This is a genomic window from Speluncibacter jeojiensis (genome assembly GCF_029589495.1).
Classification (GTDB): domain Bacteria; phylum Actinomycetota; class Actinomycetes; order Mycobacteriales; family Mycobacteriaceae; genus Speluncibacter; species Speluncibacter jeojiensis.
This window is the reverse complement of record NZ_JAAIVF010000001.1, coordinates 268,181-291,661: the sequence shown is the minus strand read 5'-3', so window position 1 is coordinate 291,661 and position 23,481 is coordinate 268,181. Positions and strand designations below refer to the sequence as shown.

Genomic DNA, 23,481 nt, shown 5'->3' with positions numbered 1-23,481 from the left:
ATGCACAAATCGCGGCGCCGGCTGAACGGAGCGTTCTCGCCGGTGCTGCGTTGGTTTCGGGGCTTCGGCCGTTTCCTCGCCCGTCGGTGGCGCAGGTCGCTGCAGTTCCGCGTGGTCGTCTCGACGCTGACGCTTTCGCTCATCGTCATCCTGATCCTGGGCTTCGTGCTGTCGAGCCAGATCACCGACCGCATGCTCGAGACGAAGGTCGGCGCCGCCACCGAGGAGATCGACCGCGCCCGCGGCACGGTCGAGCGGGTCCTCGCCAACAGTGACGAGTCCACCTCCACAGAGAGCCGGCTCGAGGTCGCGAAGGCCGCGCTGATCGATCCGTCCGCCGAGTCGCAGAGCTCCGGCGGCGCCGGCGCGTTCGACCCGGTGCTGGTCGCCTCGAGCAGCGCCCCCGGGCGGAGCACCTCGGCCGGACCGGTCGGCGAGATCCCCAAGACGCTGCGCTCGTTCGTGCAGGCCGGACAGGTGAGCTATCAGTACTCGTCGGTGCCCGGACCGGACGGGGCGATGATGCCCGCGCTGATCGTCGGCACCCCGGTGAGCTCGAACATCACCGGTGCGGAGCTGTACCTGGTTTTCCCGCTCGGCGCGGAGGAGCGCAGTCTGTCGCTGATGCGCGGCATCCTGCTGACCGGCGGCGTGGTGCTGCTGGGCCTGCTCGCCGCGATCTCGATGCTGGTCGCGCGGCAGGTGGTGTTGCCGGTGCGGTCGGCCTCGCGCATCGCCGAGCGGTTCGCCGACGGCCGGCTCAAGGAGCGGATGCCGGTCCGCGGCGAGGACGACATGGCCCGGCTCGCGATGTCGTTCAACGACATGGCCGAGAGCCTCTCGCGTCAGATCACCCAGCTCGAGGAGTACGGCAACCTGCAGAAGCGGTTCACCTCGGACGTGAGCCACGAATTGCGCACGCCGCTGACCACCGTGCGGATGGCGGCCGACATCATCCACGACGGCAGTCCCGGTCTCGACCCCACGCTGCGACGCTCGGCTGAGCTGCTGGTCACCGAGCTGGACCGGTTCGAGTCGCTGCTCAACGACCTGCTCGAGATCAGCCGGCACGATGCGGGCGTGGCGGAGCTGGCCGCCGAACAGCTCGACCTGCGGGTGTGCGCCCGAGCGGCGGTGTCGACGGTGCGCCACCTCGCCGAGGAGACCGGCACCGAGCTGGTCGTCGACCTGCCGGACGAGGCGGTGGTCGCCGAGGCCGACCCGCGCCGGGTCGAGCGGGTCCTGCGCAACCTGCTGGCCAATGCCATCGACCACGGCGAGAGCCGGCCCGTGCTGCTGCGGATGCGCGCCGATGACGACGCCGTCGCGGTGGTCGTGCGGGACCAGGGGATAGGGCTGCGACCCGGCGAGGAGAAGCTGGTCTTCAACCGGTTCTGGCGGTCGGACCCGTCGCGGGTGCGCCGATCCGGCGGCACCGGGCTGGGCCTGGCGATCAGCGTGGAGGACGCGCGCCTGCACCAGGGGCGGCTCGAGGCCAGCGGCGAGCCGGGTAAGGGCGCCTGCTTCCGGCTGACGCTGCCACGCCACCACGGACACAAGCTGACCGGCAGTCCGCTGCCGCTGCGGTCGACCGCACCGGCGAAGTCGGACCGGCCCGCACCGCCGGTGCCACAGGAACCTCGGGTGGAACGGGAGCCGAGCGCGTGACCCTCTTCGGAAGCCGCGCGGGTGCCGTGCGCAGTCGTGCCGCGCGTGGTCGTGTCGCGAAGGCGCTGGCCGCGGTCGCCGGCGCGACCGTCATCGCCACCGTCGCCGCGGGATGCGCCACGCTGCCGACGTCGTCCTCGCCGCAGGCGATCGGCACCGTGGCCCGCGAACCCGACACGTCGTCGGTGCCCGCCCCGACACCGGGGCGCGAACCGGACCTGCTGGTGCGCGACTTCCTCAAGGCGAGCACCGAGCCTGCCGGCCGGCACGCCGCGGCCCGGCAGTTCCTCACCGCGCAGGCCAACTCCAAGTGGGACGACTCGCAGAGCGCACTGGTGGTCGACAAGATCGATGTCTTCTTCGAGAACCGCGCGACCGACTCCGCACGGATCCTTGTCAGTGCCGCGAAGGTCGGCGAGCTGAGCCCGGACGGGGTGTTCAAGGCGGACGACGGCACGCTCGAGGCGCGCTTCGAGATGGTCCGGCAGGACGGTCAGTGGCGGATCGACAACCTGCCGGCGGGCGTGATCATGGACCGGTCGCAGTTCCTGAGCGTGTACCACCGCCAGTCGCTGTACTTCGTCAACTATGCGGGCACCGCGCTGGTTCCGGATCCGCGGTGGATCGCGGTCCGTAAGGAGGGGCTGGCCGCCCAGCTGATCGCGATGCTGCTGGCCGGGCCGAAGGCGCCGCTCGCGCCGGCGGTGCGGACCCAGCTCGGGGAGGGCGTGCACCTGCGTTCGACCCTCACGAAGATCGACGGGCGCGACAGCGACGTCGGGGTCGGCCCCGGCGGCATCCGGATGGACTTCCAGGGGATCGGGAACCTCGACCCGCACGACCGTGAACTCCTCGCCGCACAGGTGGTGTGGACACTGTCCGGCGCGGGTATCACCGGTCCGTACGAGGTGCTTGCCGACGGGGCGCCGATCGACCCGCGCTTCGCCGAGGGCTGGACGACCGCGAGCCTGGCCGCCTGGGATCCGAGCTTCCCGGCCGGCCCGTCCGTCGGCCTGCACGCCATCGTCGACGGCGTGCTCGACAGCGTCGACGACTCGAGCGTCACCCCGGTGGCGGGTCCGCTCGGCAAGCCCGCGCCGGACGGCGGGAACGTGCTGTCGGCGTCGCTGTCCCGCGACGGCAAGCTGGTCGCGGCCGTGCGCTCGACCGGGCGTCCCGGGTCCGGGGTCGAGCTGGTGGCCGGACCGCTGGAGGGGCCGCTGAACGTGGTCGCGGGCGGCGCCACCATCACCCGCCCGACCTGGGGCGGTGACGACCACGTCGTGTGGGCGGTGGTCGACGGGACGAAGGTCACCCGGGCGGTCGTCGACCCCGCCGCCGGGGCGACAGCGGCGCCGGTCGACACATCCGCGATCGCGGCGCTCGGCGGGCCGATCACCGAGCTGCGGCTGTCGCGGGACGAAGCCCGCGCTGCGTTGATCGTCGGCGGCCGGGTCTACGTGGCGTATGTGACGCCGGGGGCGAACGGGGGATTCGCCTTGACCAGCCCGCGTGCCATCGCGTTCGCGCTCGGCAGTTCGGCGATCTCCCTGGACTGGGGGCGGACGGACACGATCTTCGTGACCCGGTCCGGGGCCGACGCGCCGGTCGTCCAGCTGGCGGTGGACGGTTCGAGCATGCAGGCGTTGCCGAGTCGGAACCTGTCGCCGCCGGTCACGCTCATCGACGCGACACCGACCGCGAAGCTGGTCGCGGACAGCCGCGGCGTGCTGACCCTGTCGACGACCTCGCCGGACGACGAGCAGTACTGGCGCGAGATCCCCGGGCTGGTCGGCCGGCGTGCGGTGCCGGTGATGCCGGGCTGACCGGCGCCGGGTGGCCTGCTCGCACAGGGGTCTCGCCCCGCAGGTTGTGCACAACCGTCCGCGTTGTCCACAGCATCCCGCCGCCGGCCCGGCCGGGCGGGCGGCGGCTGTCAGTCTGAGCGGATGCGCGCACTGATCGACTTGGTGCTGCCGCTCGAGTGCGGCGGCTGCCGGACACCGCGCACCCGCTGGTGCCGGCAGTGCGGGGAGGCTGTGTCCGGCGAACCCGTCGGGGTGCACACCCGGCTGGATCCCGGAGTCCCGGTGTGGAGCCTCGGCCCGCACGACGGGCCGCGGCGCCGCGCGGTCATCGCCGCCAAGGAACACGGCCGCAGGGACCTCGCACGCCCGCTCGGCGTCGCGCTGGCGGGCGCGGTGGACATGTTGCGCCACTGGGGCGAGCTGGACCCGCCGCAACTGGCCCCGCTGGTGCTGGTGCCGGCGCCCACCCGAGCGGGCGCTGCCCGCCGCCGCGGGGGCGATCCGGTGACCGCGATGGCCCGCGCGGCCGCGGCCGCACTGCGGCCCGAACCGGTCACCGTCGCGCCGCTGCTGCGGCTGGGCGCGGGCGTGCGCGACTCGGTGGGGATGTCGGCCGCGCGCCGACGGCGTAACCTCGCCGGCCGGGTCCGCCTGTGCGGGGGACTGCGGCCCAGCCCGGCATCGACGGTCGTGCTGGTCGACGACGTGGTCACCACGGGGGCGACCGCATGTGAGTCGCTGTCGGCGCTGGCGGCGGCGGGCGTGCGGGTGCACGCGGTGCTCACCGTCACCTTCGCCGAGTGACGTTCGCCGAATGCCGGTGGCCGGTGTGGTCGGGTTGGTCACGTCCCCCCGACCGGACGCCGACACGAGTGCCGGTGACCATACGCGTAAATGTGCCGAAACGCTGCGTGAACACCCCGCCGACACGCCGTGACGAAAGCGACGCGCGGTGTGTGGCGCAAACCCTGGCACTGGCGTCCAACCCGGACTACCGTCGCGTTCACCAGCCCCGAATGCACGGTAGGAGGTGAACTCTTCCGAACTGGTGCCGGGCGGTGCAGTGGTCCTCTCACTCCCGGCACAGCAGGTGGTACCGCCGGTACCGGGCAAGGGTGCCGGCCAGATTTGGGAGGTACGAGTGTCGACCAGTTCAGAAGCCGCGATGGTCACTCAGGTCGCCGAGAGGTTGGCAGCCGACGGAGCCAGCACGGAGCACATGGACGTTCCCCAGGCCGACGTCGTGGTCAAGGGCCGCAATGTCGAGGTCCCCGATCATTTCCGCGCCTATGTCGCGGACAAACTCGCGCGATTGGAACGCTTCGACCCCTCCATACATTTGTTCGACGTCGAGCTGAAGCATCAGCCGAACCGTCGCCAGCTCAAGAACTGCCAGCAGGTCGAGATCACCGCCCGGGGTAAGGGTCCGGTGGTCCGGGCGGAGGCCAAGGCGGACAGCTTCTACGGGGCGTTCGAATCGGTCAGCGCCAAGCTCGAGAGCCGGCTGCGCAAGGTCAAGGACCGCCGGAAGGTCAGCTACGGCGAGAAGACGCCGGTGTCGGTGTCCGAGGCCACCGCGCGGCTCGCCGCGGACGACTCGCTGGGCATCTCGCCGGGTGTGGGGCTGGACAACGAGACACCCGAGGCCGTGGGCCCGGGCCAGATCGTCCGCACCAAGGTGCACTCCTCGGCCCCGATGAGCGTGGACGACGCGTTGTACGAGATGGAACTGGTCGGACACGACTTCTTCCTGTTCCACGACGCGGCCACGGATCGTCCGTCGGTGGTCTATCGCCGCCACGCGTTCGACTACGGATTGATCCGACTCGCCTGATCACGCGGATCTGCGCCTACCATGGGTCCGGCCGGGGTGAATGCGCCCCGGCCGGACCTCTCGTTCCGGGCCCGTGACGCCCGGTCGAGTGTGAACCGACTTCCGACACAGGATTGAGGACGAGGGAACCCGTGCTGTCGAAGCTGCTCCGCATCGGTGAGGGTCGCATGGTCAAGCGACTCGCACGTATCGCCGACGTTGTCTCCAGTCAGTCCGAGGACGTGGAGGGTCTCTCCGACGCCGAACTGCGTGCCAAGACCGACGAGTTCCGCAAGCGCTACGCGGACGGCGAGTCCCTCGACGAGCTGCTCCCCGAGGCGTTCGCGGTGGCCCGGGAGGCCTCGTTCCGGGTGCTCGGGCAGAAGCACTACCCGGTCCAGATCATGGGCGGCGCCGCGCTGCACTTCGGCAACATCGCCGAGATGAAGACCGGTGAGGGCAAGACGCTGACCTGTGTGCTGCCCGCCTACCTCAACGCCATCTCGGGCGACGGCGTGCACGTGGTCACGGTCAACGACTATCTGGCCAAGCGCGACTCGGAGTGGATGGGCCGGGTGCACCGGTTCCTCGGCCTCGAGGTCGACGTGATCCTCGGCGGCATGTCCCCGGTCGAGCGCCGCAAGGCCTACACGGCGGACATCACCTACGGCACCAACAACGAGTTCGGCTTCGACTACCTGCGCGACAACATGGCGCACTCGCTCGAGGAGCTGGTCCAGCGCGGCCACGCCTTCGCGGTGGTCGACGAGGTCGACTCGATCCTGATCGACGAAGCCCGCACGCCGCTGATCATCTCCGGTCCGGCCGACGCGTCGTCGAAGTGGTACTCGGAGTTCGCCCGCATCGCCCCGCTGCTCAAGCGCGACGTGCACTACGAGATCGACATCAAGAAGCGCACCATCGGCGTGCACGAGGCGGGCGTCGAGTTCGTCGAGGACCAGCTCGGCATCGAGAACCTGTACGAGGCCGCGAACTCGCCGCTGGTGAGCTACCTGAACAACGCCATCAAGGCCAAGGAGCTCTACACCCGCGACAAGGACTACATCGTCCGCGACGGCGAGGTCATCATCGTCGATGAGTTCACCGGCCGTGTGCTCGTCGGACGCCGCTACAACGAGGGCATGCACCAGGCGATCGAGGCCAAGGAGAAGGTCGAGATCAAGGCCGAGAACCAGACCCTTGCCACGATCACGCTGCAGAACTACTTCCGGCTCTACGACAAGCTCTCCGGCATGACGGGTACGGCCGAGACCGAGGCCGCAGAGCTGCACGAGATCTACAAGCTCGGCGTCATCCCGATCCCCACCAACAAGCCGATGGTCCGCCAGGACATGGGCGATCTGATCTACAAGACCGAGGAGGCGAAGTTCGATGCCGTCGTCGACGACGTCGTCGAGCGGCACGAGAAGGGTCAGCCGGTCCTCATCGGCACTACCAGCGTCGAACGTTCCGAGTACCTGTCGCGGCAGTTCACCAAGCGTGGTGTCCCGCACAACGTGCTCAACGCCAAGTACCACGAGAAAGAGGCGACGATCGTCGCCGAGGCCGGCCGGATCGGCGCGGTCACGGTGGCCACCAACATGGCCGGCCGTGGTACCGACATCGTGCTGGGCGGCAACCCCGACATCATCGCCGACCTCGAGCTGCGCGCTCGCGGTCTCGACCCGGTGGACACCCCCGAGGAGTACGAGCAGGCCTGGGACGACGAGATCGTCAAGGTGAAGGACCAGGTCAAGCAGGAGGCCGGGAGGGTCCTCGAGGCCGGCGGACTGTACGTCCTGGGTACCGAGCGGCACGAGTCCCGGCGGATCGACAACCAGTTGCGCGGTCGCTCGGGCCGCCAGGGCGACCCCGGCGAGTCCCGCTTCTACCTCTCGCTCGGCGACGAGCTGATGCGCCGGTTCAACGGCGCCACCGTCGAGGCGATCATGACCCGGCTGAACCTGCCGGACGACGTGCCGATCGAGGCCAAGATGGTCTCGAAGGCGATCAAGAGCGCGCAGACCCAGGTCGAACAGCAGAACTTCGAGATCCGCAAGAACGTCCTCAAGTACGACGAGGTGATGAACCAGCAGCGCACCGTCATCTACGAGGAGCGCCGCCGGATCCTCGAGGGCGAGGACTTCGAGGGTCAGGTCGAACACATGATCACCGACGTGATCACTGCCTACGTCGACGGCGCGACCCGCGAGGGCTATGTCGAGGACTGGGACCTCGACGCGTTGTGGACCGCGCTCAAGGCGCTGTACCCGGTCGGCATCGAGTGGAAGAGCCTGACGGAGGAGAACGAGTTCGGCGAGCGCGGCGAGCTGAGCCGCGACGATCTGCGTCAGGCCGTGCTCGACGATGCCCGTGCGGCCTACGCGCGGCGCGAGGCCGAGATCGACGCGCTCGGCGGTGAGGGCGCGATGCGTCAGATCGAGCGCAGCATCCTGCTGCAGGTGCTCGACCGCAAGTGGCGCGAGCACCTGTACGAGATGGACTACCTCAAGGAGGGCATCGGCCTACGGGCGATGGCCCAGCGTGATCCGCTGGTCGAATACCAGCGCGAGGGCTTCGACATGTTCAGCGCGATGCTCGACGGGCTCAAGGAGGAGTCGGTCGGGTTCCTGTTCAACGTCGCGATCGAACCGGTGCAGGCACCCGAACCCGAGCCGGAGTTGGCGGGGGTGTCGCTCGGCAAGCCCGCGGCACCGTTGCCGACCGAACAGGCGGCCGCGGAGGCACCGCAGTCCGCGGCGCCGACCGCGCTGCGCGCCAAGGGACTCGACGAGCAGTCCGCCCGCGGACTGATGTACTCCGGACCGTCCGAATCCGGTGGCACCGAGGTACGCCGCGGCAAGGACGAGGACGGCGAAGAGGCCGGTGGCACGCGCCGTGAGCGCCGCGCCGCGGCCCGCGCGAAGTCGAAGGGGCCCAAGCCCAAGCGCAAGAAGTAGGGCATCCAGGCGCGGCCCGTGCGGCCGTGGCCGTCCCCGGAATCAGACGATCCGCAGTGCGACGCACCGCCAACCGGCGGTGCGTCGTTCTGTACGGGCCGCGATCGCGAACACGCGCGGTCCGCGGGCATAGGTGGCGAAGACCTCGGCCGCGGCGGGGCCGACCATCGACACGTGTACGCGGGACAGGGCGGCCGCGCCCAGTCGGCGGGCGGGCAGTTCCGCGCGCGACAACGTGGCGACGGTGTCGACCAGCCCGGCGGCGAGCATCGGACGCAGATGGTCGGGTTTGCGCCGCCGGTCGAGCACCTCCAGGATCATCCGCAGCGTGTGATCGGCGAAAGCCCTTGCCTCGGTGACGTTCTGCGGCGCAGGTGGAGCTACCCGCGCAGGTCCGGCAGGTCTCTCGGGCCGCGCGGACGCCGTCACGCACAACTCGGCAGACCCCGGCGCCGGTGAGTGCCGCGACGGTGAGGACCGGGCCAGGGGCGCATGGGATCCGTCCGCGCGGCGGCCGGTCAGCGGCCGGGCCGCGGGCTCGCAGTGCGGCGGGTGTGAGAGGAACCGTGCGGTGAGCGGGTCGGACATGATCTCTCCTCGTCGGGCACCACCGAGTCGGTGGTGAGTTCGGCCGGACGGCGCCAGGGCAGCCCGAATCGGACCGGTCGACAGGAGAGGGTGTCGGTACGGCGCCTGTGAGAATGCCATGAACGGTCCTCGCGCGGCGCGTTTTCGTCCGCGGAGATCGGGCCGCCGGCTCCGGCTCCACTAGGGTTGGCTCATGCGGGATGAGTCCAGTCCAGAGCTTTTCGGCCCCGAGTTTCCCGGCGGGCCGTCGACCGGCCCTCAGATGCCGGCGCACCGCACCGGGGGTGCGTCTCGGTGGTGAGCAGGCTGGACGGTCAGGACGCCGCGTTCTACTACCTCGAGACGGCCGCGACCCCGGCCCACATCGGCTCGCTGGCGATCTTCGAGACCCCGAAGGGCGGGGTCGACTACGAGGACCTGCTCGCCCTGGTGGATGCCCGGCTGGCGCTGGTGCCGCGGTACCGGCAGAAGGTCCGTGAGGTCGCGCGCGGGCTGGCGCGTCCGGTGTGGGTGGACGACCTGGATTTCGACCTGACCTATCACGTCCGCCGCTCCGCGCTGCCCAAGCCCGGATCGACCGAGCAGCTGACGGATCTGGTCGCGCGGCTGTCGTCGCGACTGCTCGATCGCCGCCGTCCGCTGTGGGAGATGTACCTGATCGAGGGGCTCGAGGGCGGCCGGTTCGCGATCTTCACCAAGTCGCATCAGGTGCTTGTCGACGGGGTCGCCGGGCGGGAGATCGACCAGGTCGTGCTCGACCCGACGCCGACGCCGCGGCAGCTGCCGGAGGAGATGTGGATGCCGCGGCCCGAGCCGGGGACCTCGAGCCTGCTGCTCGGCGCGGCCGCCGAGCTGGTCACCAGCCCGGGGGAGGGTGTCGAGTTGGTGCGCCACGCGGTCGGCGACGTCGCCGGCATGCTGGGGCGGGCGACCAAGCTGGTCACCGGGGTGGCGTCGATTCTGCGCAGCGCGACCAATTCGGCGCCTGCGAGCCCGCTGAACGTGCAGGTGTCGAACAGCCGACGCTGTGCGGTCGCCACCACCCGGCTCGCCGACTACCGCGCGATCCGGGCCAGGTACCGCTGCTCGATCAACGACGTGATCCTGACCGTGATGACCGGGGCGCTGCGCAACTGGCTGATCTCGCGCGGCGAGCCGGTGCAGGCATCGAGCACGATCCGGGTGCTGGTGCCGATCTCGGTGTACTCCACGGAGCCCGGTGTGCCCGACGAGGAGCAGCCGCCGGCGGAAAGCCCAGCGCGACCGGAGGTCTCGTCGGTCCTGGTCGACCTGCCGGTGGGGGAGCTGAACCCGGTGGTGCGGTTGTCCCAGGTCGCGCACGCGATGGGCAACGAGCCCGGTCCGGTCCGCCAGGTGGCGGCGAGCAGCCTGGTCCGGCTCTCCGGTTTCGCGCCGCCGACGATGCACGCGATGAGCGCACGGGTCGCCAGCACGATGTCGCGGCGGGCGTTCAACCTGGTCATCACCAATGCGCCGGGGCCGCAGATGCCGCTGTACGTCGCGGGCGCGAAGATGGTGGAGATCTATCCGGTGGCACCGCTGCTGCGGAACCAGGCCCTGACGGTCGGCCTGACCTCGTACGACGGCAAGGTCTTCTACGGGATGAACGGCGACCGCGATGCCATGCCGGACCTGGACCTGTTCCCGGAGCTGATCCGGGAATCGGTCGAAGAACTGCTCGACGCCTGCGGGTGACCCACCGACGAGAGGACAGTGCCAGATGAGAGTCTTTGTGCCGGTGACGATCCGGATGCTCCAGGGCCTCGTCGCCGACGGCGAGCTGCGGGCGCGCAGCGGTACCGCGTTCGCGGTGACGCCGGCGCTGCGCGAGGCGTACACCTCCGATGACGACGATGAGCTGGCCGACGTCGCCATCCGGGAGGCGGCGCGCGCGTCGCTGCGGCTGCTGGCCGCGGAGCTCGACGCCGACGCGGGCGAGCCCGCGTTCCCGGTGCGCCGCGCGGTGCTGGCCGCGGACGTGGACGGGGCGAAGCCGCGGCCCGACCTCGACGACGCGGTCGTGCGGTTGGACGGGCCGATCGCGATGCGTCAGGTCGCCTCCGTGCACGTGGACCTGTCCGACGCGGAGGAGTCGCTGCTGCGGGCCGTGGAGGTGATCGACGCGGCGGATCTGGGCGACGAGGACGCGGAGTTCGTCCTCGGGGACGCCGAAGATCACGAGCTGGCGTGGTACGCCACGCAGGAGCTGCCGTTCCTGCTGGAGCTGCTCTAGTTTTCGGTGCTGGCGGCCACCGCCCCGACCCGGTAACCTACGGGACCGTAGGTTAGGTCGGGCGGTTGAGCGGATGGGCACATCACAATGGGATTGAAGGAATGGCTGGAAGCGCCGGTCGGTGAGGCGACCACGTCGAAGGCTCCGTTGAACATGTTGCGCGGCGCGCTGGCGCGGGTCACCACGCCGCTGCTGCCGGACGACTACCTGCACCTGGCGAACCCGCTGTGGTCGGCGCGGGAGTTGCGCGGGCAGATCGTCGAGGTGCGCCGCGAGACCGGCGACTCGGCCACGCTGGTGATCAAGCCGGGCTGGGGCTTCACCTTCGACTACCAGGCCGGTCAGTACATCGGCATCGGCCTGCTGGTCGACGGCCGCTGGCACTGGCGCTCGTACTCACTGACGTCGGCGCCGCAGCGCAACCAGAAGCTGATCTCGATCACCGTCAAGGCGATGCCCGAGGGCTTCCTGTCCTCGCACCTGGTCGGCGGCGTCGCTCCCGGCACGATCGTGCGGCTGGCCGCGCCGAAGGGCAACTTCTCGCTGCCCGAACCGCCACCGGCGAAGATCCTGTTCCTGACCGCGGGCAGCGGCATCACCCCGATCATCTCGATGCTGCGCACCCTCGACCGGCGCGGCGACATGCCGGACGTCGTGCACGTTCATTCGGCTCCGACCGAGGACGATGCGATGTTCCGCATGGAGGTCGAGCAGCTCCAGTCCGAGCACGCGGGCCTGCGGGTGCACCTGCAGCTCACCCGCAGCATGGGCAAGTTCGCGCTGGACGAGCTCGACGAGGTCTGCCCGGACTGGCGTGAGCGTCAGGTGTGGGCCTGCGGCCCGACCGCCATGCTCGACGACGTCGAGGCGAAGTGGCGCGAGGCCGGGTTGGCGGAGTCGCTGCACACCGAGCGTTTCGCGATCGAGCGGTCGGCGCGCGGCGGTGAGGGCGGCACGGTGACGTTCGCGCGGTCCGGCAAGTCGGTCGAGATCGACGGTGCGACGACGATCCTCGAGGCCGGCGAGAAGGTCGGCGTGCAGATGCCGTTCGGCTGCCGCATGGGCATCTGCCAGACGTGTGTGGCCACCCTCGAGGAGGGCTGCGTGCGCGATCTGCGCAACGGTCGCGAGCACGAGGAGGGTACGCGGGTCCAGACGTGCGTATCCTCGGCATCGGGTGATTGCACAATCGATCTGTGACCACCGTCAACATCGCGCACTAGCGGAGGCGTCCGGGTGGCCATCACCGACATCAAGGAGTTCGCGCATCTGACCGAGGCGGACATCGAGGAGCTCGGCCGCGAGCTCGACACGATCCGCCGCGACGTCGAGGAGTCCCTCGGCGCCCGCGATGCGCGGTACATCCGGCGCACCGTCGAGTTCCAACGGATCCTCGAGGCGACGGGCCGGATCGTGCTGTTCCGCAGCCGGACGCGGACGAGCTGGTGGGTCGGCACCGGAATCCTGGCGGTCGCGAAGTCGATCGAGAACATGGAGCTGGGGCACAACGTCATCCACGGCCAATGGGACTGGATGAACGAACCCGAGATCCATTCCACGTCGTGGGAGTGGGACATGGCGTGCCCGGCGCCGCAGTGGAAGCACTCGCACAACTTCCTGCACCACAAGTACACGAACGTGGTCGGCATGGACCACGACGTGGGCTTCGGGGTCATGCGGGTGACCCGCGACCAGCAATGGAAGCCGATGCACCTGCTGCAGCCCCTGCAGAACCTCATCCTGGCGGTGACGTTCGAGTGGGGCATCGCGGTCCACGACATCAAGATCGGACGGCTTCGCACCGGCACCGAGCAGGAGCAGCAGGAGACGCGCGCGCAGTTGCGCGAACTCGCCCGCAAGGTCCGGCGCCAGGTGGCCAAGGACTACGTGTTCTTCCCCGCACTGTCGGGGCGCCGGTTCGTCAGGACGTTGCAGGCCAACGCGCTGGCGAACGTGCTGCGCAACCTGTGGACTTATGTGGTGATCTTCTGCGGGCACTTCCCGGACGGCGCGGAGAAGTTCACCGTGGAGGAGCTCGAGCACGAGACGCCGGCCGAGTGGTATCTGCGCCAGATGCTCGGTACCGCGAACATCGACGCCGGACCGGTGATGGCCTTCATGACCGGCAACCTGTCGTACCAGATCGAGCACCATCTGTTCCCGGACCTGCCGAGCAACCGTTACGCGGAGATCGCGGTACGGGTACGCGCGCTGTGCGAGAAGTACGACCTGCCGTACACCACGGGGTCGCTGGCCAGGCAGTACCTGCTGACGCTGCGCACGATCTACAAGCTGGCCCTGCCGAACGAGATGCTCAGCGCCACCGCGGACGACGCCCCGGAGACCAGTTCGGAACGCAAGTTCCGGTCGGCCGCGGGGACGGGCCGCACCGCGCTGCGTGAGGCGATCGCGGTCGACCCGACCACCGGTCGGCGGCGCGGCCTGCGCACCGCACTACGGGAGATGCGCGGTCGCTGACCGGTCCCCGCTCGGAACGTCCGGTCGGGCTCGGTCACGGTGTGGCCGTGGGCTTCCCGTCGGGGAGCTCTTGTGATGCAATGGATCCGTGCATCTCACGCAGATCCGACTGATCGTCTCGGACTTCGCCGGGACGTTCGAGTTCTATCGGGATGTGATCGGCCTGGTCCCCCAGAATCCCGACCCCACCCCACCGTATGCGGCGTTCAAGCCGGACCTCGGCAGCGCGCTGTGCCTGCACGAGCGCGCCGACCTGGCACGGGCGCTGGGCGGCGCGGCGGAGGTCGACGGACCGCGCGGGCGCGACGCCGCATTGGTGGTTCTCCGGGTCGACGACCTGGAGGGTTACCTCGAGGCGATCACCGCGCGTGGTGCGCGCCCGCTGGCGCCACCGTCGATCCGGTGGGGAACGATCGCCGGTGCCTACCTGCGCGACCCCGAGGGCAACCTGATCGAGATCCAGCAGTGGATGGCCACCCGTGACGGCGGTCCGGTGCCGCCGGCGTCGTGACCGGGCGGCACCGGGCTGGACCTGACGCCGACCCTCACGGAGCCGAATTCGTCTCCCACGCACGGGCGTACCGACGGCTCGGACGCACGCGGTCCCGGCTGCGGTAGACCACATACGGGCGCACCAGGTACCCGACCGGCGCGCTGAACATGTGCACCAGTCTCGTATACGGCCAGATGGCGATCAGGCTCAGCACGATCAGGTTGTGCACCTGGAAGCTCGGCGGCGTGCCGACCATCAACTCGGGTTGCGGGTGCAGGGTCAGCAGGCTCCGGAACCACGGCGCCACGGTCTGGCGGTAGTCGTAGGGTCCGCCGATCAGGTTGCCGCCGATCGTGTTCCACAGTCCGGCCAGCATGGCGCAGACGAGCAGCGAGTACATGACCCTGTCGCCGCGGGTGGTCGCCTGACGGACCGCCGTCACCGTGCAGCGGCGATAGAGCAGGATCGCCATGCCGGCCACGGTGACCAGCCCGACCACGGTGCCGGCCGACACCGACACCAGGTGGTAGGCCTCCTCGGACACGCCCAATCCGGCCGTCCAGGTCTCCGGGATCAGCAGGCCCAGCACGTGCCCGCCGAACACCCCGACCAGGCCGAAGTGGAACATCGGGCTGCCCAGTCGCAGCAGGCGAGCCTCGTGCAGCTGCGACGAGCGGGTGGTCCAGCCGAACTGGTCCTGGCGGTAGCGCAGCACGTGCCCGACGACGAACGACGTGAACGCGATGTACGGCAACGTCATCCACAACGCGGTGGTCATTTGCGGCCTCCGGCCCCTGTGGTCATTTGCGGCCGCCGATGTCGGGGAGCAGGCTCGGGTCCATCGCGAACGGATCGAGCCCGACCTCTTCCTCCGGCGGCCCCTCTGCGGCGAGCGCGGCAACCCGCCCGCGGTCCACCTCATCCAGGTCGGGCAGCGTGACACTGATCGCGTCGAGCACCGATGCATAGCCGGAACCGTTGTCGTGCAGCGACAGTCGCAGCAGTTCGATCACCGGCAGGTGGTCCATGAGCAGTCGTCGTCCGCCCTCCGGGTCGGCGGTGGCGGCGAACTCCAGCACCACCGCGAGGTGATCGGGCAGTTCGTGGTCGCCGAGCTCCACCCCGGCGGTGCGGTAGGCGTGCTTGAAGCGCAGCAGTGCCATCCCGCGCTTGCGGGTGTCGCCGTACGCGTAATAGGTCAGGTGCAGGCAGCTGCGCCGGCGCAGGTCGAACGTCTCGACATAGTCGGCGGCCAGTGCGATCGGGTCGCGTCCGGCGACGTCGTCCAGGAAGGCGCGCAGCGCGAGTCCCGCGCGACCGGGGATGGTCTGCGCCGCATCGGACAGTTGCGGCACCAGACCGAGCAGTTCCGCATCGGGGTAGTCCAGCGCGAGCGCCGCGATCCGCCAGACCAGTCGTTCCTGCTCCGGGGTCAGTTCGGGTGCGCGCGTGCGGGCGCGGCGCAGGGGCAGTGTGATCACGGCACCGACTCCTCGGACCTGGTGGGGAGCAGGCCGTCGGTGGTGCGGCCGTCCCAGTTGAGCAGGTTGATGCGACGATCCTTCTCCTGCGGCGCGGCATCGTTGGTGTCGGTCAGGTGGAAGCGTTCGGCCACAGCGTCGAACGCGGTCATGCCGGGCCCGCCGTCGTCGTCCAGGCTGCATCCGGTGGCGAGCGCGTCGAGCCGGTGTGCGTCCGAGCCCGCGCCGGTGGGGATGACGTAGCGGTCCTGGTACTTGGCGATGGCCAGCAGCCGGTACATCTCCTCGACCTCGTCGGGATGCAGGCCGACCGAGTCCGCGATGTGCGGACGCCGGGGTTCACCGAGGTTCACGGTGCGCATGTGCGCGCGCATCGCGGCCAGCCGCTGCAGCGCCGCGCGGACCGGGCCCACGTCGCCGGCGGTGAACAGTTCGGCCAGGTACTCGACCGGGATGCGCAGCGAGTCGATGGCCCCGAACAGGTTTCCGGCGTCTTCGCCGTCGTGGCCGGTCTCCGCCAGCACATCCACGACCGGGGACAGCGGCGGCACGTACCAGACCATCGGCATCGTGCGGTATTCCGGATGCAATGGCATCGCCACCTGATAGTCGACGATCAGCTTGTACACCGGCGAGTTCTGCGCCGCCTCGATCCACTCGCCGGAGATGCCGGCCCGCTCGGCCTCGGCCACCACGCGCGGGTCGTGCGGGTTGAGGAACACACCCAGCTGGGACGGGTACAGATCCTTGTCGTCCTTCACCGACGCCGCCTCGAGCACCGCGTCGGCGTCGTAGAGCAGCACCCCGATGTAGCGCAGCCGTCCCACACACGTCTCCGAGCACACGGTCGGGATGCCGACCTCGACGCGCGGATAGCAGAAGGTGCACTTCTCGGCCTTGCCGGTCTTGTGGTTGAAGTAGATCTTCTTGTACGGGCAGCCGCTCACGCACTGGCGCCAGCCGCGGCACTTGTCCTGGTCCACCAGAACGATGCCGTCCTCGCTGCGCTTGTAGATCGCGCCGGACGGACAGGAGGCCGCGCACGCGGGATTGAGGCAGTGCTCGCAGATCCGCGGCAGATAGAACATGAACGTCTGCTCGAACTCCAGCTTGACCTGATCGGACAGCTTGGCCAGCAACGGGTCCCGGCTGATCTGCGCGGATCCGCCGCCGAGGTCGTCGTCCCAGTTGGCACCCCAGGTCACCGCGGTGTCCTCGCCGGTGATCGCCGACTTGGGCCGGGCCACCGGGGTGGTGTCCGACGCCGGTGCGGAGAGCAGGTTCTGGTAGTCGTAGGTCCACGGGTCGTAGTAGTCCGAGACCGTGGGCAGGTCCGGGTTCGCGAAGATGTTCAGCAACCGGCGCATCCGGGATCCGGTGCGCAGCGTCAGCTTGCCGCGCTTGGTCAGCGTCCAGCCACCCTTCCACCGGACCTGATCCTGGTATCCGCGCGGATAGCCCTGCCCGGGACGGGTTTCGACATTGTTGAACCAGGCGTATTCGACACCGCCGCGGTTGGTCCAGGCCTGCTTGCAGGTCACCGAGCAGGTGTGGCATCCGATGCACTTGTCCAGGTTCATCACCATGGCCAGCTGTGCCATGACCCTCATGGGTTCACCTCGTTCACGCGTGCATTGCTCATCAGTACTGCACCTCCTGCGAACGCTTGCGGATCGTGGTGACCTCGTCGCGTTGGTTTCCGGTGGGCCCGTGGTAGTTCATCGCGAACGACTGCTGGGCGTAGCCGCCGATCAGGTGGCTGGGCTTGATCATCAGCCGGGTCAGCGCGTTGTGGATGCCGCCGCGCTTGCCGCCGGCCGACCGACGGGCCGGGTCGGCGCTGTCGGGTGCCGGGTCGATGCGCGGCACGTTCACGGCCTTGTCCTGCGCGTGGTACATGAACACCGTGCCCTCCGGCATGCGGTGGCTGACGATCGCCCGGGCAACGACGATCCCGTTGCGGTTGACCGCCTCGATCCAGTCGTTGTCGACCACGCCGATCTTGTGGGCGTCGACCTCCGACATCCAGATGGCCTGTCCGCCACGGGAAAGCGTGAGCATGTGCAGGTTGTCCTGGTACGCGGAGTGGATCGACCACTTGCTGTGCGGCGTCAGGTAGCGCACGGTGACGCCGACCTCGCCGTCCAGCTTGCCGACCGCACCGACCGCCGGCTCGCTGAACAGTGCCGTCATGTCGAGCGGTGGCCGGAAGATCGGCAACTGCTCGCCGAGTTCGGCCATCCAGTCGTGGTCGAGATAGAAGTGCTGTCGGCCGGTCAGCGTGTGCCACGGCTTGAGCCGCTCGGTGTTGATCGTGAACGGCGAGTAGCGTCGGCCACCGGTCTCGCTGCCGGACCACTCCGGCGAGGTGATCACCGGGACCGGTCGGGACTGGGTGTCGGCGAACGTGATCCGCTTGCCCTCGTTCTCGGCCGCGAGGTCGGCGAGTTCGGTGCCGGTGCGCTGTTCGAGAGCCTCGAAGCCCTCGGTGGCGAGGCGGCCGTTGGTGGTTCCGGACAGCGCCAGGATCGTCTCGGCGGCGTGCACGTCCTTGGACAACGACGGCCGTCCGGCCGCGACACCCGAGGCGGCCGTGCCGTTGACGCCGCGCAGGTACTCGACCTCGACGCCGGGGTGCACCGTCACGCCCTTGGTGGTCAGCCCGACCGTTTCGACAAGCGGCCCGAGCGCGGCCATCTTCTCGGCGATCGTGCCGTAGTCACGTTCGACGACGACGATCCGCGGCATGGTCTTGCCCGGGATCGGGTCGCACTCACCGTACTTCCAGTCCCGTACGCGCCCGCCCGGTTGGGCCAGCGCGTCCGCGGTGTCGTGGGTCAGCGGCACCGCCACGACGTCCTTGCGTACGCCGAGGTGCTTCTCGGCCAGCCAGGAGAAGCCACGGGCCAGGCGGTGGAAGGCGTCGAAGTCGGTCTTGGTCTCCCAGGGCGGCGAGATGGCCGGCGAGAACGCGTGCACGTACGGGTGCATGTCGGTGCTCGACAGGTCGTGCTTCTCGTACCAGGTCGCCGCCGGCAGCACGATGTCCGAATAGAGCGTGGTGCTGGTCATCCGGAAGTCCAGCGACAGCAGCAGATCCAGCTTCCCGACGGGGGCCTCGTCGCGGCGGCGGACCTCGGCGGGCCGCACGCCCTCGTCGCGGGCCTGCACGTTCGAGTCGGTGCCGAGCAGGTGTCGCAGGAAGTACTCGTTGCCCTTCGCCGAGGACCCCAGCAGGTTCGCCCGCCACACCGTCAGGGTGCGCGGAAAGTTCTCCGGCGCATCGGGATCCTCGCAGGCGAACTGCAGGTGTCCGGTCCTCAGCCCGTCGACGACGTGGTCGGCGGCGTCCCTGCCCAGCCTTTCGGCCTCGTCCGCCAGGTCCAGCGGGTTCCGGTTGAACGTCGGGTAACTCGGCATCCACCCCAGCCGGGACGCCAGCGCGATGTTGTCGGCGGCGGTGCGCCCGGCGAACCGGCCCTCGGCCAGCGGTGAGGCCATCGCCTCGGCCGTGAACGGGTCGTAGCGCCACTGGTCGGTGGCGAGATACCAGTAGACGGTGCCCTGCATCTGCCGGGCCGGCCGCTGCCAGTCTCCGCCGGACGCCAGTGTCGCCCATCCGGTGACCGGGCGGCACTTCTCCTGCCCGACGTAGTGGGCCCAGCCGCCGCCGTTGACGCCCTGGCACCCGGTGAGGATCGTCAGCGTCAGGAACGCCCGGTAGATCTGATCGGAGTGGAACCAGTGGTTGGTGCCGGCCCCCATGAGGATCATCGAGCGGCCGCCCGACCGGTTCGCGTTGTCGGCGAACTCTCGGGCGATGCGCGCCGCGGCCGCGCCCGGGACACCGGTGATCTTCTCCTGCCAGGCGGGGGTGGTCGGGTCGTCGGCGTCGTCGTAGCCGGCCGGCCACTGCCCGCGCAGTCCCGGACGGCCCACCCCGTACTGGGCGAGCAGCAGGTCGAAGACGGTCGTGACCCGGTGTCCGGCAACGAGCTTCGTCGGGACCCCTCTGCCGACGACGCCCGGCCGGTCGCTGTCGAACCGCGGCAGTGCCAGCTCGACCGACTCGTCGGCGAACGCGTGCACCGACAGCAGTGGCCGCACCTCGCCCAGATCGAGGTTCCACCGCCCCGCCCCCGACGCGGTGAACCGGTGCCCCAGTGACCCGTTCGGGACGACGGGCTCGGCGTTCTCGTCGAGCAGCACCGTCTTCGACTCCGCGCCCTCCCTGTCGTCGCCCAGGTCGGCGGCGGTGAGGAACTTACCGGGCACGATCACCCCGCCGCGCTCCTCGAGCGTCACCAGGAACGGCAGGTCGGTGTAGCGGCTGACGTAGTCCGTGAAGCGCGGTGTCATCTTGTCGACGAAGAACTCCTTGAGGATCACCTGCCCCATGGCCATCGCGAGCGCGCCGTCGGTGCCCGGGCGGGCGGGCAGCCACTCGTCGGCGAACTTGGTGTTGTCGGCGTAGTCGGGGGAGACGACGACGACCTTCTGGCCGCGATAGCGGGCCTCGGTCATGTAGTGCGCGTCCGGGGTTCGCGTCACCGGCACGTTCGAGCCCCACATGATCAGGTAGCCGGCGTCGAACCAGTCCGCGGACTCCGGCACGTCGGTCTGGTCGCCGAACACCTGCGGCGAGGCCACCGGCAGGTCCGCGTACCAGTCGTAGAACGAGATCATCGAACCGCCGAGCAGCGAGATGAACCGCGATCCGACCGCATGGCTGACCATCGACATGGCGGGGATGGGGGAGAAGCCGGCGACCCGGTCCGGCCCGTAGCGTTTGATCGTGTGCACGTGCGCGGCCGCGGCGATCTCGGTGGCCTCCCACCATTCGGCCCGGACGAAACCGCCCTTGCCGCGCGCGGACTTGTATCGCCGGGACAACTCGGGGTCCTCGACGATCGACGCCCAGGCGAGCACGGGATCCTTCAGCCGCTCCTTGGCCGCCCGGTACATCTCCAGCAGTACGCCGCGCACGTACGGATAGCGCACGCGCGCAGGCGAATACGTGTACCACGAGAAGGAAGCGCCGCGTGGGCACCCGCGGGGCTCGTACTCGGGCTTGTCCGCGCCGATCGACGGATAGTCGGTCTGCTGCGACTCCCAGGTGATGATCCCGTCCTTGACGTACACCTTCCACGAACACGATCCCGTGCAGTTGACGCCGTGGGTCGAGCGCACCACCTTGTCGTGCGCCCACCGGTCCCGGTAGAACACGTCGGCCGCGCGGCCGCCGCTCTTGTGCACTGTACGTAGATCCTCGGACGTCTCGCCCCGCTGGAAGTGGCGTCCGAGTCGCAGCAAGGTGTCGGCGAAATCGGTGGAATCAGGCACGGCACAGCCCCTTCCGTGGCGGTCACGACCGGCCCCGTGCGGATCGGTTTCCCGACTGTAGGGCGGTGCGGCAGCGGATCGAAAGCCCTCACTGCGCCGCCGTCGCGGCTGTGGACCCGCCGTAACACGGCGGTCATCGGACGGGCGGACGCGCGGCGGCGCACGCCGCGAGAACCTGCGCCGACAGGAGGAACCGGGCACGGCGAGGCGGAGTATGCGAGGGCCGGCTGCGCCGAAATTATCGCCTCGTTCACACGGGAAACCCCGCGGTTACCAGCTCTCGTTGGTCGCCAATGCGGTCAGCAGCAGTCGCACCGCGGACACCCGGGCCGCACTGTGACCGGTGAGCCGGTCGAGCGTGCACTCCGGATCCGCGGGCGGTCCCAGATGGGTGCAGCCGCGCGGACAGTCCTGCGCGGCCTCGGCGAGGTCGGCGAACGCGTCGACCACGTCCTCCGGTGAGATGTGCGCGAGCCCGAACGAACGGATGCCCGGTGTGTCGACCACCCAGCCGCCGTCGGGCAGCGGCAGCGCGACCGACTGGGTGGAGGTGTGCCGGCCCTTGCCGACCCCGGACACCACGCCGGTGGCCCGATCGGCTTCCGGCACGAGACGATTGACCATCGTCGACTTGCCGACGCCGGAGTGTCCGATCAGTGCGGTGACCCGCCCTGTGAGCATGGTGGCGACCGCCTCGATCGGGTCCTCCCGCCCGGCCAGCACGATCGGCAGGTCCAGCCCGGTGAACGCGCTGACGAACTCGTCGGGATCGGCCAGGTCGTTCTTGGTGAGGCAGAGGATCGGCTGCAGGCCACCGACGTACGCGGCGACGAGCGCCCGCTCGACGAAGCCGGTGCGCGGAGGAGGGTCGGCCAGGGCGACCACGATCAGCAGCTGCTCGGCGTTGGCGACCACCACGCGCTCGAACGGATCGGTGTCGTCGGCGGTGCGCCGTAGCACGGTGCGCCGCGGGGAGACCCGCACGATCCGGGCCAGGGTGTCCGGCCGGCCGGACAGGTCGCCGACGACGTCCACCTCGTCGCCGACGACGACCGGGGTGCGGCCGAGCTCGCGGGCCCGCATCGCCACGACCGGACGGTCCGGGTCGCCGCCGAGCACGCAGCCCCACCGGCCGCGGTCCTTCGAGACGACCATCGCCGACTCGGCGTCGCGGTGCTCGGGGCGGTTCTTGGTGCGGGGCCGCGAGCCCTTGCCCGGGCGGACCCGGACGTCGGACTCGTCCCAGTGCTGGGTCCCGGCGCGGCGGCTCAGGAGCCGACCCCGGTGGCGAGCATGCGCGCCCACATGCTCTCGAACCCCGGCAGGGTCTTGCCGGTGGTACCGATGTCCTCGACCATCAGGTCCGGTACGCGCAGGCCGAGGATGGCCCCCGCCGTGGCCATCCGGTGGTCCGCGTAGGAGTGCCAGGTGCCACCGCCCAGTGGCGCCGGCTCGATCGCCAGGCCGTCCTCGGTCTCCGCGACCCGGCCGCCCAACGCATTGATCTCGGCGGAGAGCGCCGCGAGCCGGTCGGTCTCGTGACCGCGCAGGTGGGCGATGCCGCGCAGCCGGGACGGTGCGGCGGCCAGCGCGGCCAGCGCGGCGACGGTCGGGGCGAGCTCGCCGATGTCGTGCAGGTCGACGTCGATACCGCCCAGCTCGGCGGGGCCCTCGACGGTCAGCGCGCCGTCCGCCCAGCCGACCTCGGCGCCCATCTGGCGCAGGATCCCGCGGATGGCGTCGCCGGCCTGGGTGGTGGTCTCCGGCCAGTGCGGAATGGTGACGCGACCGCCGGTGACCGCGGCGGCCGCCAGGAACGGCGTCGCGTTGGACAGGTCCGGCTCGACCGTCCAGTCGACCGCCTTGACGGGGCCGGGCTGCACCTGCCAGGTGTCCGGGGTGGCGGAGCCGGCCGACGAGTCCTGTCCGACCTGTACGCCGCTGCTGCGCAGCATCGCCAGCGTCATCTCGATGTGCGGCATCGACGGTACCGGGCGGCCGATGTGCCGGATGGTCACCCCGTGGCGGTACCGGGCGCCGGAGAGCAGCAGGCCGGAGACGAACTGGGAGGAGCCGGAGGCGTCGATCTCGACGTGTCCGCCCTCGGCGGCGCCGGTGCCGCAGACCGTGAACGGCAAGGCGTTGCCCGACACCTTGACGCCGAGCACCCGTAGTGCCTCGAGGATGACGCCGAGCGGTCGCAGTCGGGCCTGCTCGTCGCCGTCGAAGACGACCTTGCCCTCGGCGAGGGCGGCCAGCGGAGGCAGGAACCGCATGACGGTGCCGGCCAGGCCACAGTCGATCGCGCCGCCGTGCAGCGCGCCGGACTCGACCACCAGTTCGGTGTCGTCGCCGGTGATCGACACGCCGAGCGCGCGCAGGCCGTAGATCATCAGGTTGGTGTCGCGACTGCGCAGCGCGCCGTTGATCCGCGAGGTGCCCTCGGCCAGGGAGGCCAGGATCAGCGCACGGTTGGTGATCGACTTGGACCCCGGCAGGCTCACGGTGGCGTGCACGGGGCCGTCGGTGGTGGGCGCGCTCCAGTAACTCACCCCCCCATCTTGGACCATTGCCGCGCGAACTCCCGGAGGCGTG

General features: G+C 70.0%; 17 protein-coding genes. 10 read left to right on the top strand and 7 right to left on the bottom strand.

What is annotated here, in order from left to right; translation table 11 throughout:
• The 5 genes from mtrB to secA all read left to right on the top strand — a co-directional run bounded on the left by mtrB (position 1) and on the right by secA (position 8,249).
• Complete coding sequence (gene mtrB, locus G4X40_RS01375; RefSeq protein WP_408642090.1) at positions 1-1,668, top strand: MtrAB system histidine kinase MtrB; 1,668 nt, start codon at positions 1-3, stop codon at positions 1,666-1,668.
• The gene (gene lpqB / locus G4X40_RS01370; RefSeq protein WP_277829651.1) at positions 1,665-3,494 is read left to right on the top strand and encodes an MtrAB system accessory lipoprotein LpqB; all 1,830 of its coding nucleotides are present in this window, start codon (positions 1,665-1,667) and stop codon (positions 3,492-3,494) included. The genes mtrB and lpqB overlap by 4 nt, the downstream gene beginning before the upstream one ends.
• Before the next feature lie 123 nt (positions 3,495-3,617).
• Positions 3,618-4,280: a ComF family protein gene (locus G4X40_RS01365; protein WP_277829649.1), complete on the top strand. Its 663-nt coding sequence runs from the start codon at positions 3,618-3,620 to the stop codon at positions 4,278-4,280.
• A gap of 337 nt (positions 4,281-4,617) precedes the next feature.
• Positions 4,618-5,310 (top strand): ribosome hibernation-promoting factor, HPF/YfiA family, encoded by a 693-nt coding sequence (hpf, locus tag G4X40_RS01360; RefSeq protein ID WP_408642089.1) that lies wholly within the window; start codon positions 4,618-4,620, stop codon positions 5,308-5,310.
• Between the two features lie 167 nt (positions 5,311-5,477).
• Positions 5,478-8,249: a preprotein translocase subunit SecA gene (gene secA, locus G4X40_RS01355; protein ID WP_408642126.1), complete on the top strand. Its 2,772-nt coding sequence runs from the start codon at positions 5,478-5,480 to the stop codon at positions 8,247-8,249.
• A 42-nt stretch (positions 8,250-8,291) separates the two neighbouring features.
• Here secA and G4X40_RS01350 read toward each other — a convergent pair whose 3' ends face one another.
• Positions 8,292-8,837: an Rv3235 family protein gene (locus G4X40_RS01350; RefSeq protein ID WP_277829646.1), complete on the bottom strand. Its 546-nt coding sequence runs from the start codon at positions 8,835-8,837 to the stop codon at positions 8,292-8,294.
• Between the two features lie 294 nt (positions 8,838-9,131).
• Here G4X40_RS01350 and G4X40_RS01345 point away from each other — a divergent pair, with 294 nt between their 5' ends.
• From G4X40_RS01345 to G4X40_RS01325, 5 genes are all read left to right on the top strand, one after another.
• Complete coding sequence (locus tag G4X40_RS01345; protein ID WP_277829645.1) at positions 9,132-10,553, top strand: WS/DGAT/MGAT family O-acyltransferase; 1,422 nt, start codon at positions 9,132-9,134, stop codon at positions 10,551-10,553.
• 25 nt (positions 10,554-10,578) lie between these two features.
• Positions 10,579-11,091, top strand: coding sequence for a DUF6912 family protein (locus G4X40_RS01340; protein WP_277829644.1), 513 nt, complete (start codon positions 10,579-10,581; stop codon positions 11,089-11,091).
• A gap of 87 nt (positions 11,092-11,178) precedes the next feature.
• Entirely contained in the window at positions 11,179-12,291 is a 1,113-nt protein-coding gene (locus tag G4X40_RS01335) for a ferredoxin reductase (RefSeq protein ID WP_277829642.1), read from the top strand.
• 36 nt (positions 12,292-12,327) lie between these two features.
• Positions 12,328-13,569 carry a fatty acid desaturase family protein gene (locus G4X40_RS01330; RefSeq protein ID WP_277829641.1) on the top strand — a complete coding sequence of 414 codons (1,242 nt, stop codon included), beginning with the start codon at positions 12,328-12,330 and terminating at the stop codon, positions 13,567-13,569.
• Between the two features lie 88 nt (positions 13,570-13,657).
• Positions 13,658-14,080 carry a VOC family protein gene (locus G4X40_RS01325; RefSeq protein ID WP_277829639.1) on the top strand — a complete coding sequence of 141 codons (423 nt, stop codon included), beginning with the start codon at positions 13,658-13,660 and terminating at the stop codon, positions 14,078-14,080.
• 34 nt (positions 14,081-14,114) lie between these two features.
• On the opposite strand, the gene narI is transcribed toward G4X40_RS01325, so the two are convergent.
• The 6 genes from narI to aroA form a co-directional block, all read right to left on the bottom strand.
• On the bottom strand, positions 14,115-14,840 hold the full coding sequence (gene narI / locus G4X40_RS01320; RefSeq protein WP_277829637.1) for a respiratory nitrate reductase subunit gamma: 726 nt from the start codon (positions 14,838-14,840) through the stop codon (positions 14,115-14,117).
• A 22-nt stretch (positions 14,841-14,862) separates the two neighbouring features.
• Positions 14,863-15,543: a nitrate reductase molybdenum cofactor assembly chaperone gene (gene narJ / locus G4X40_RS01315; RefSeq protein ID WP_408642088.1), complete on the bottom strand. Its 681-nt coding sequence runs from the start codon at positions 15,541-15,543 to the stop codon at positions 14,863-14,865.
• Positions 15,540-17,153 carry a nitrate reductase subunit beta gene (narH, locus tag G4X40_RS01310; protein ID WP_277829636.1) on the bottom strand — a complete coding sequence of 538 codons (1,614 nt, stop codon included), beginning with the start codon at positions 17,151-17,153 and terminating at the stop codon, positions 15,540-15,542. Before narH ends, narJ begins: the two co-directional genes overlap by 4 nt.
• Before the next feature lie 31 nt (positions 17,154-17,184).
• Positions 17,185-20,886, bottom strand: coding sequence for a nitrate reductase subunit alpha (locus G4X40_RS01305; RefSeq protein WP_277829635.1), 3,702 nt, complete (start codon positions 20,884-20,886; stop codon positions 17,185-17,187).
• A 270-nt stretch (positions 20,887-21,156) separates the two neighbouring features.
• Positions 21,157-22,191 (bottom strand): ribosome small subunit-dependent GTPase A, encoded by a 1,035-nt coding sequence (gene rsgA, locus G4X40_RS01300; RefSeq protein WP_277829634.1) that lies wholly within the window; start codon positions 22,189-22,191, stop codon positions 21,157-21,159.
• On the bottom strand, positions 22,155-23,456 hold the full coding sequence (aroA, locus tag G4X40_RS01295) for a 3-phosphoshikimate 1-carboxyvinyltransferase (protein ID WP_277829632.1): 1,302 nt from the start codon (positions 23,454-23,456) through the stop codon (positions 22,155-22,157). The genes rsgA and aroA overlap by 37 nt, the downstream gene beginning before the upstream one ends.
• Between the last annotated feature and the right edge of the window lie 25 nt (positions 23,457-23,481).

Coding starts and splice junctions, on each gene's coding strand:
- mtrB (WP_408642090.1), top strand. CDS start 1: ATGCACAAATCGCGGCGCCGGCTGAACGGAGCGTTCTCGCCGGTGCTG.
- G4X40_RS01365 (WP_277829649.1), top strand. CDS start 3,618: ATGCGCGCACTGATCGACTTGGTGCTGCCGCTCGAGTGCGGCGGCTGC.
- secA (WP_408642126.1), top strand. CDS start 5,478: ATGGTCAAGCGACTCGCACGTATCGCCGACGTTGTCTCCAGTCAGTCC.
- G4X40_RS01350 (WP_277829646.1), bottom strand. CDS start 8,837: ATGTCCGACCCGCTCACCGCACGGTTCCTCTCACACCCGCCGCACTGC.
- G4X40_RS01340 (WP_277829644.1), top strand. CDS start 10,579: ATGAGAGTCTTTGTGCCGGTGACGATCCGGATGCTCCAGGGCCTCGTC.
- G4X40_RS01335 (WP_277829642.1), top strand. CDS start 11,179: ATGGGATTGAAGGAATGGCTGGAAGCGCCGGTCGGTGAGGCGACCACG.
- narI (WP_277829637.1), bottom strand. CDS start 14,840: ATGACCACCGCGTTGTGGATGACGTTGCCGTACATCGCGTTCACGTCG.
- narH (WP_277829636.1), bottom strand. CDS start 17,153: ATGAGGGTCATGGCACAGCTGGCCATGGTGATGAACCTGGACAAGTGC.
- aroA (WP_277829632.1), bottom strand. CDS start 23,456: ATGGTCCAAGATGGGGGGGTGAGTTACTGGAGCGCGCCCACCACCGAC.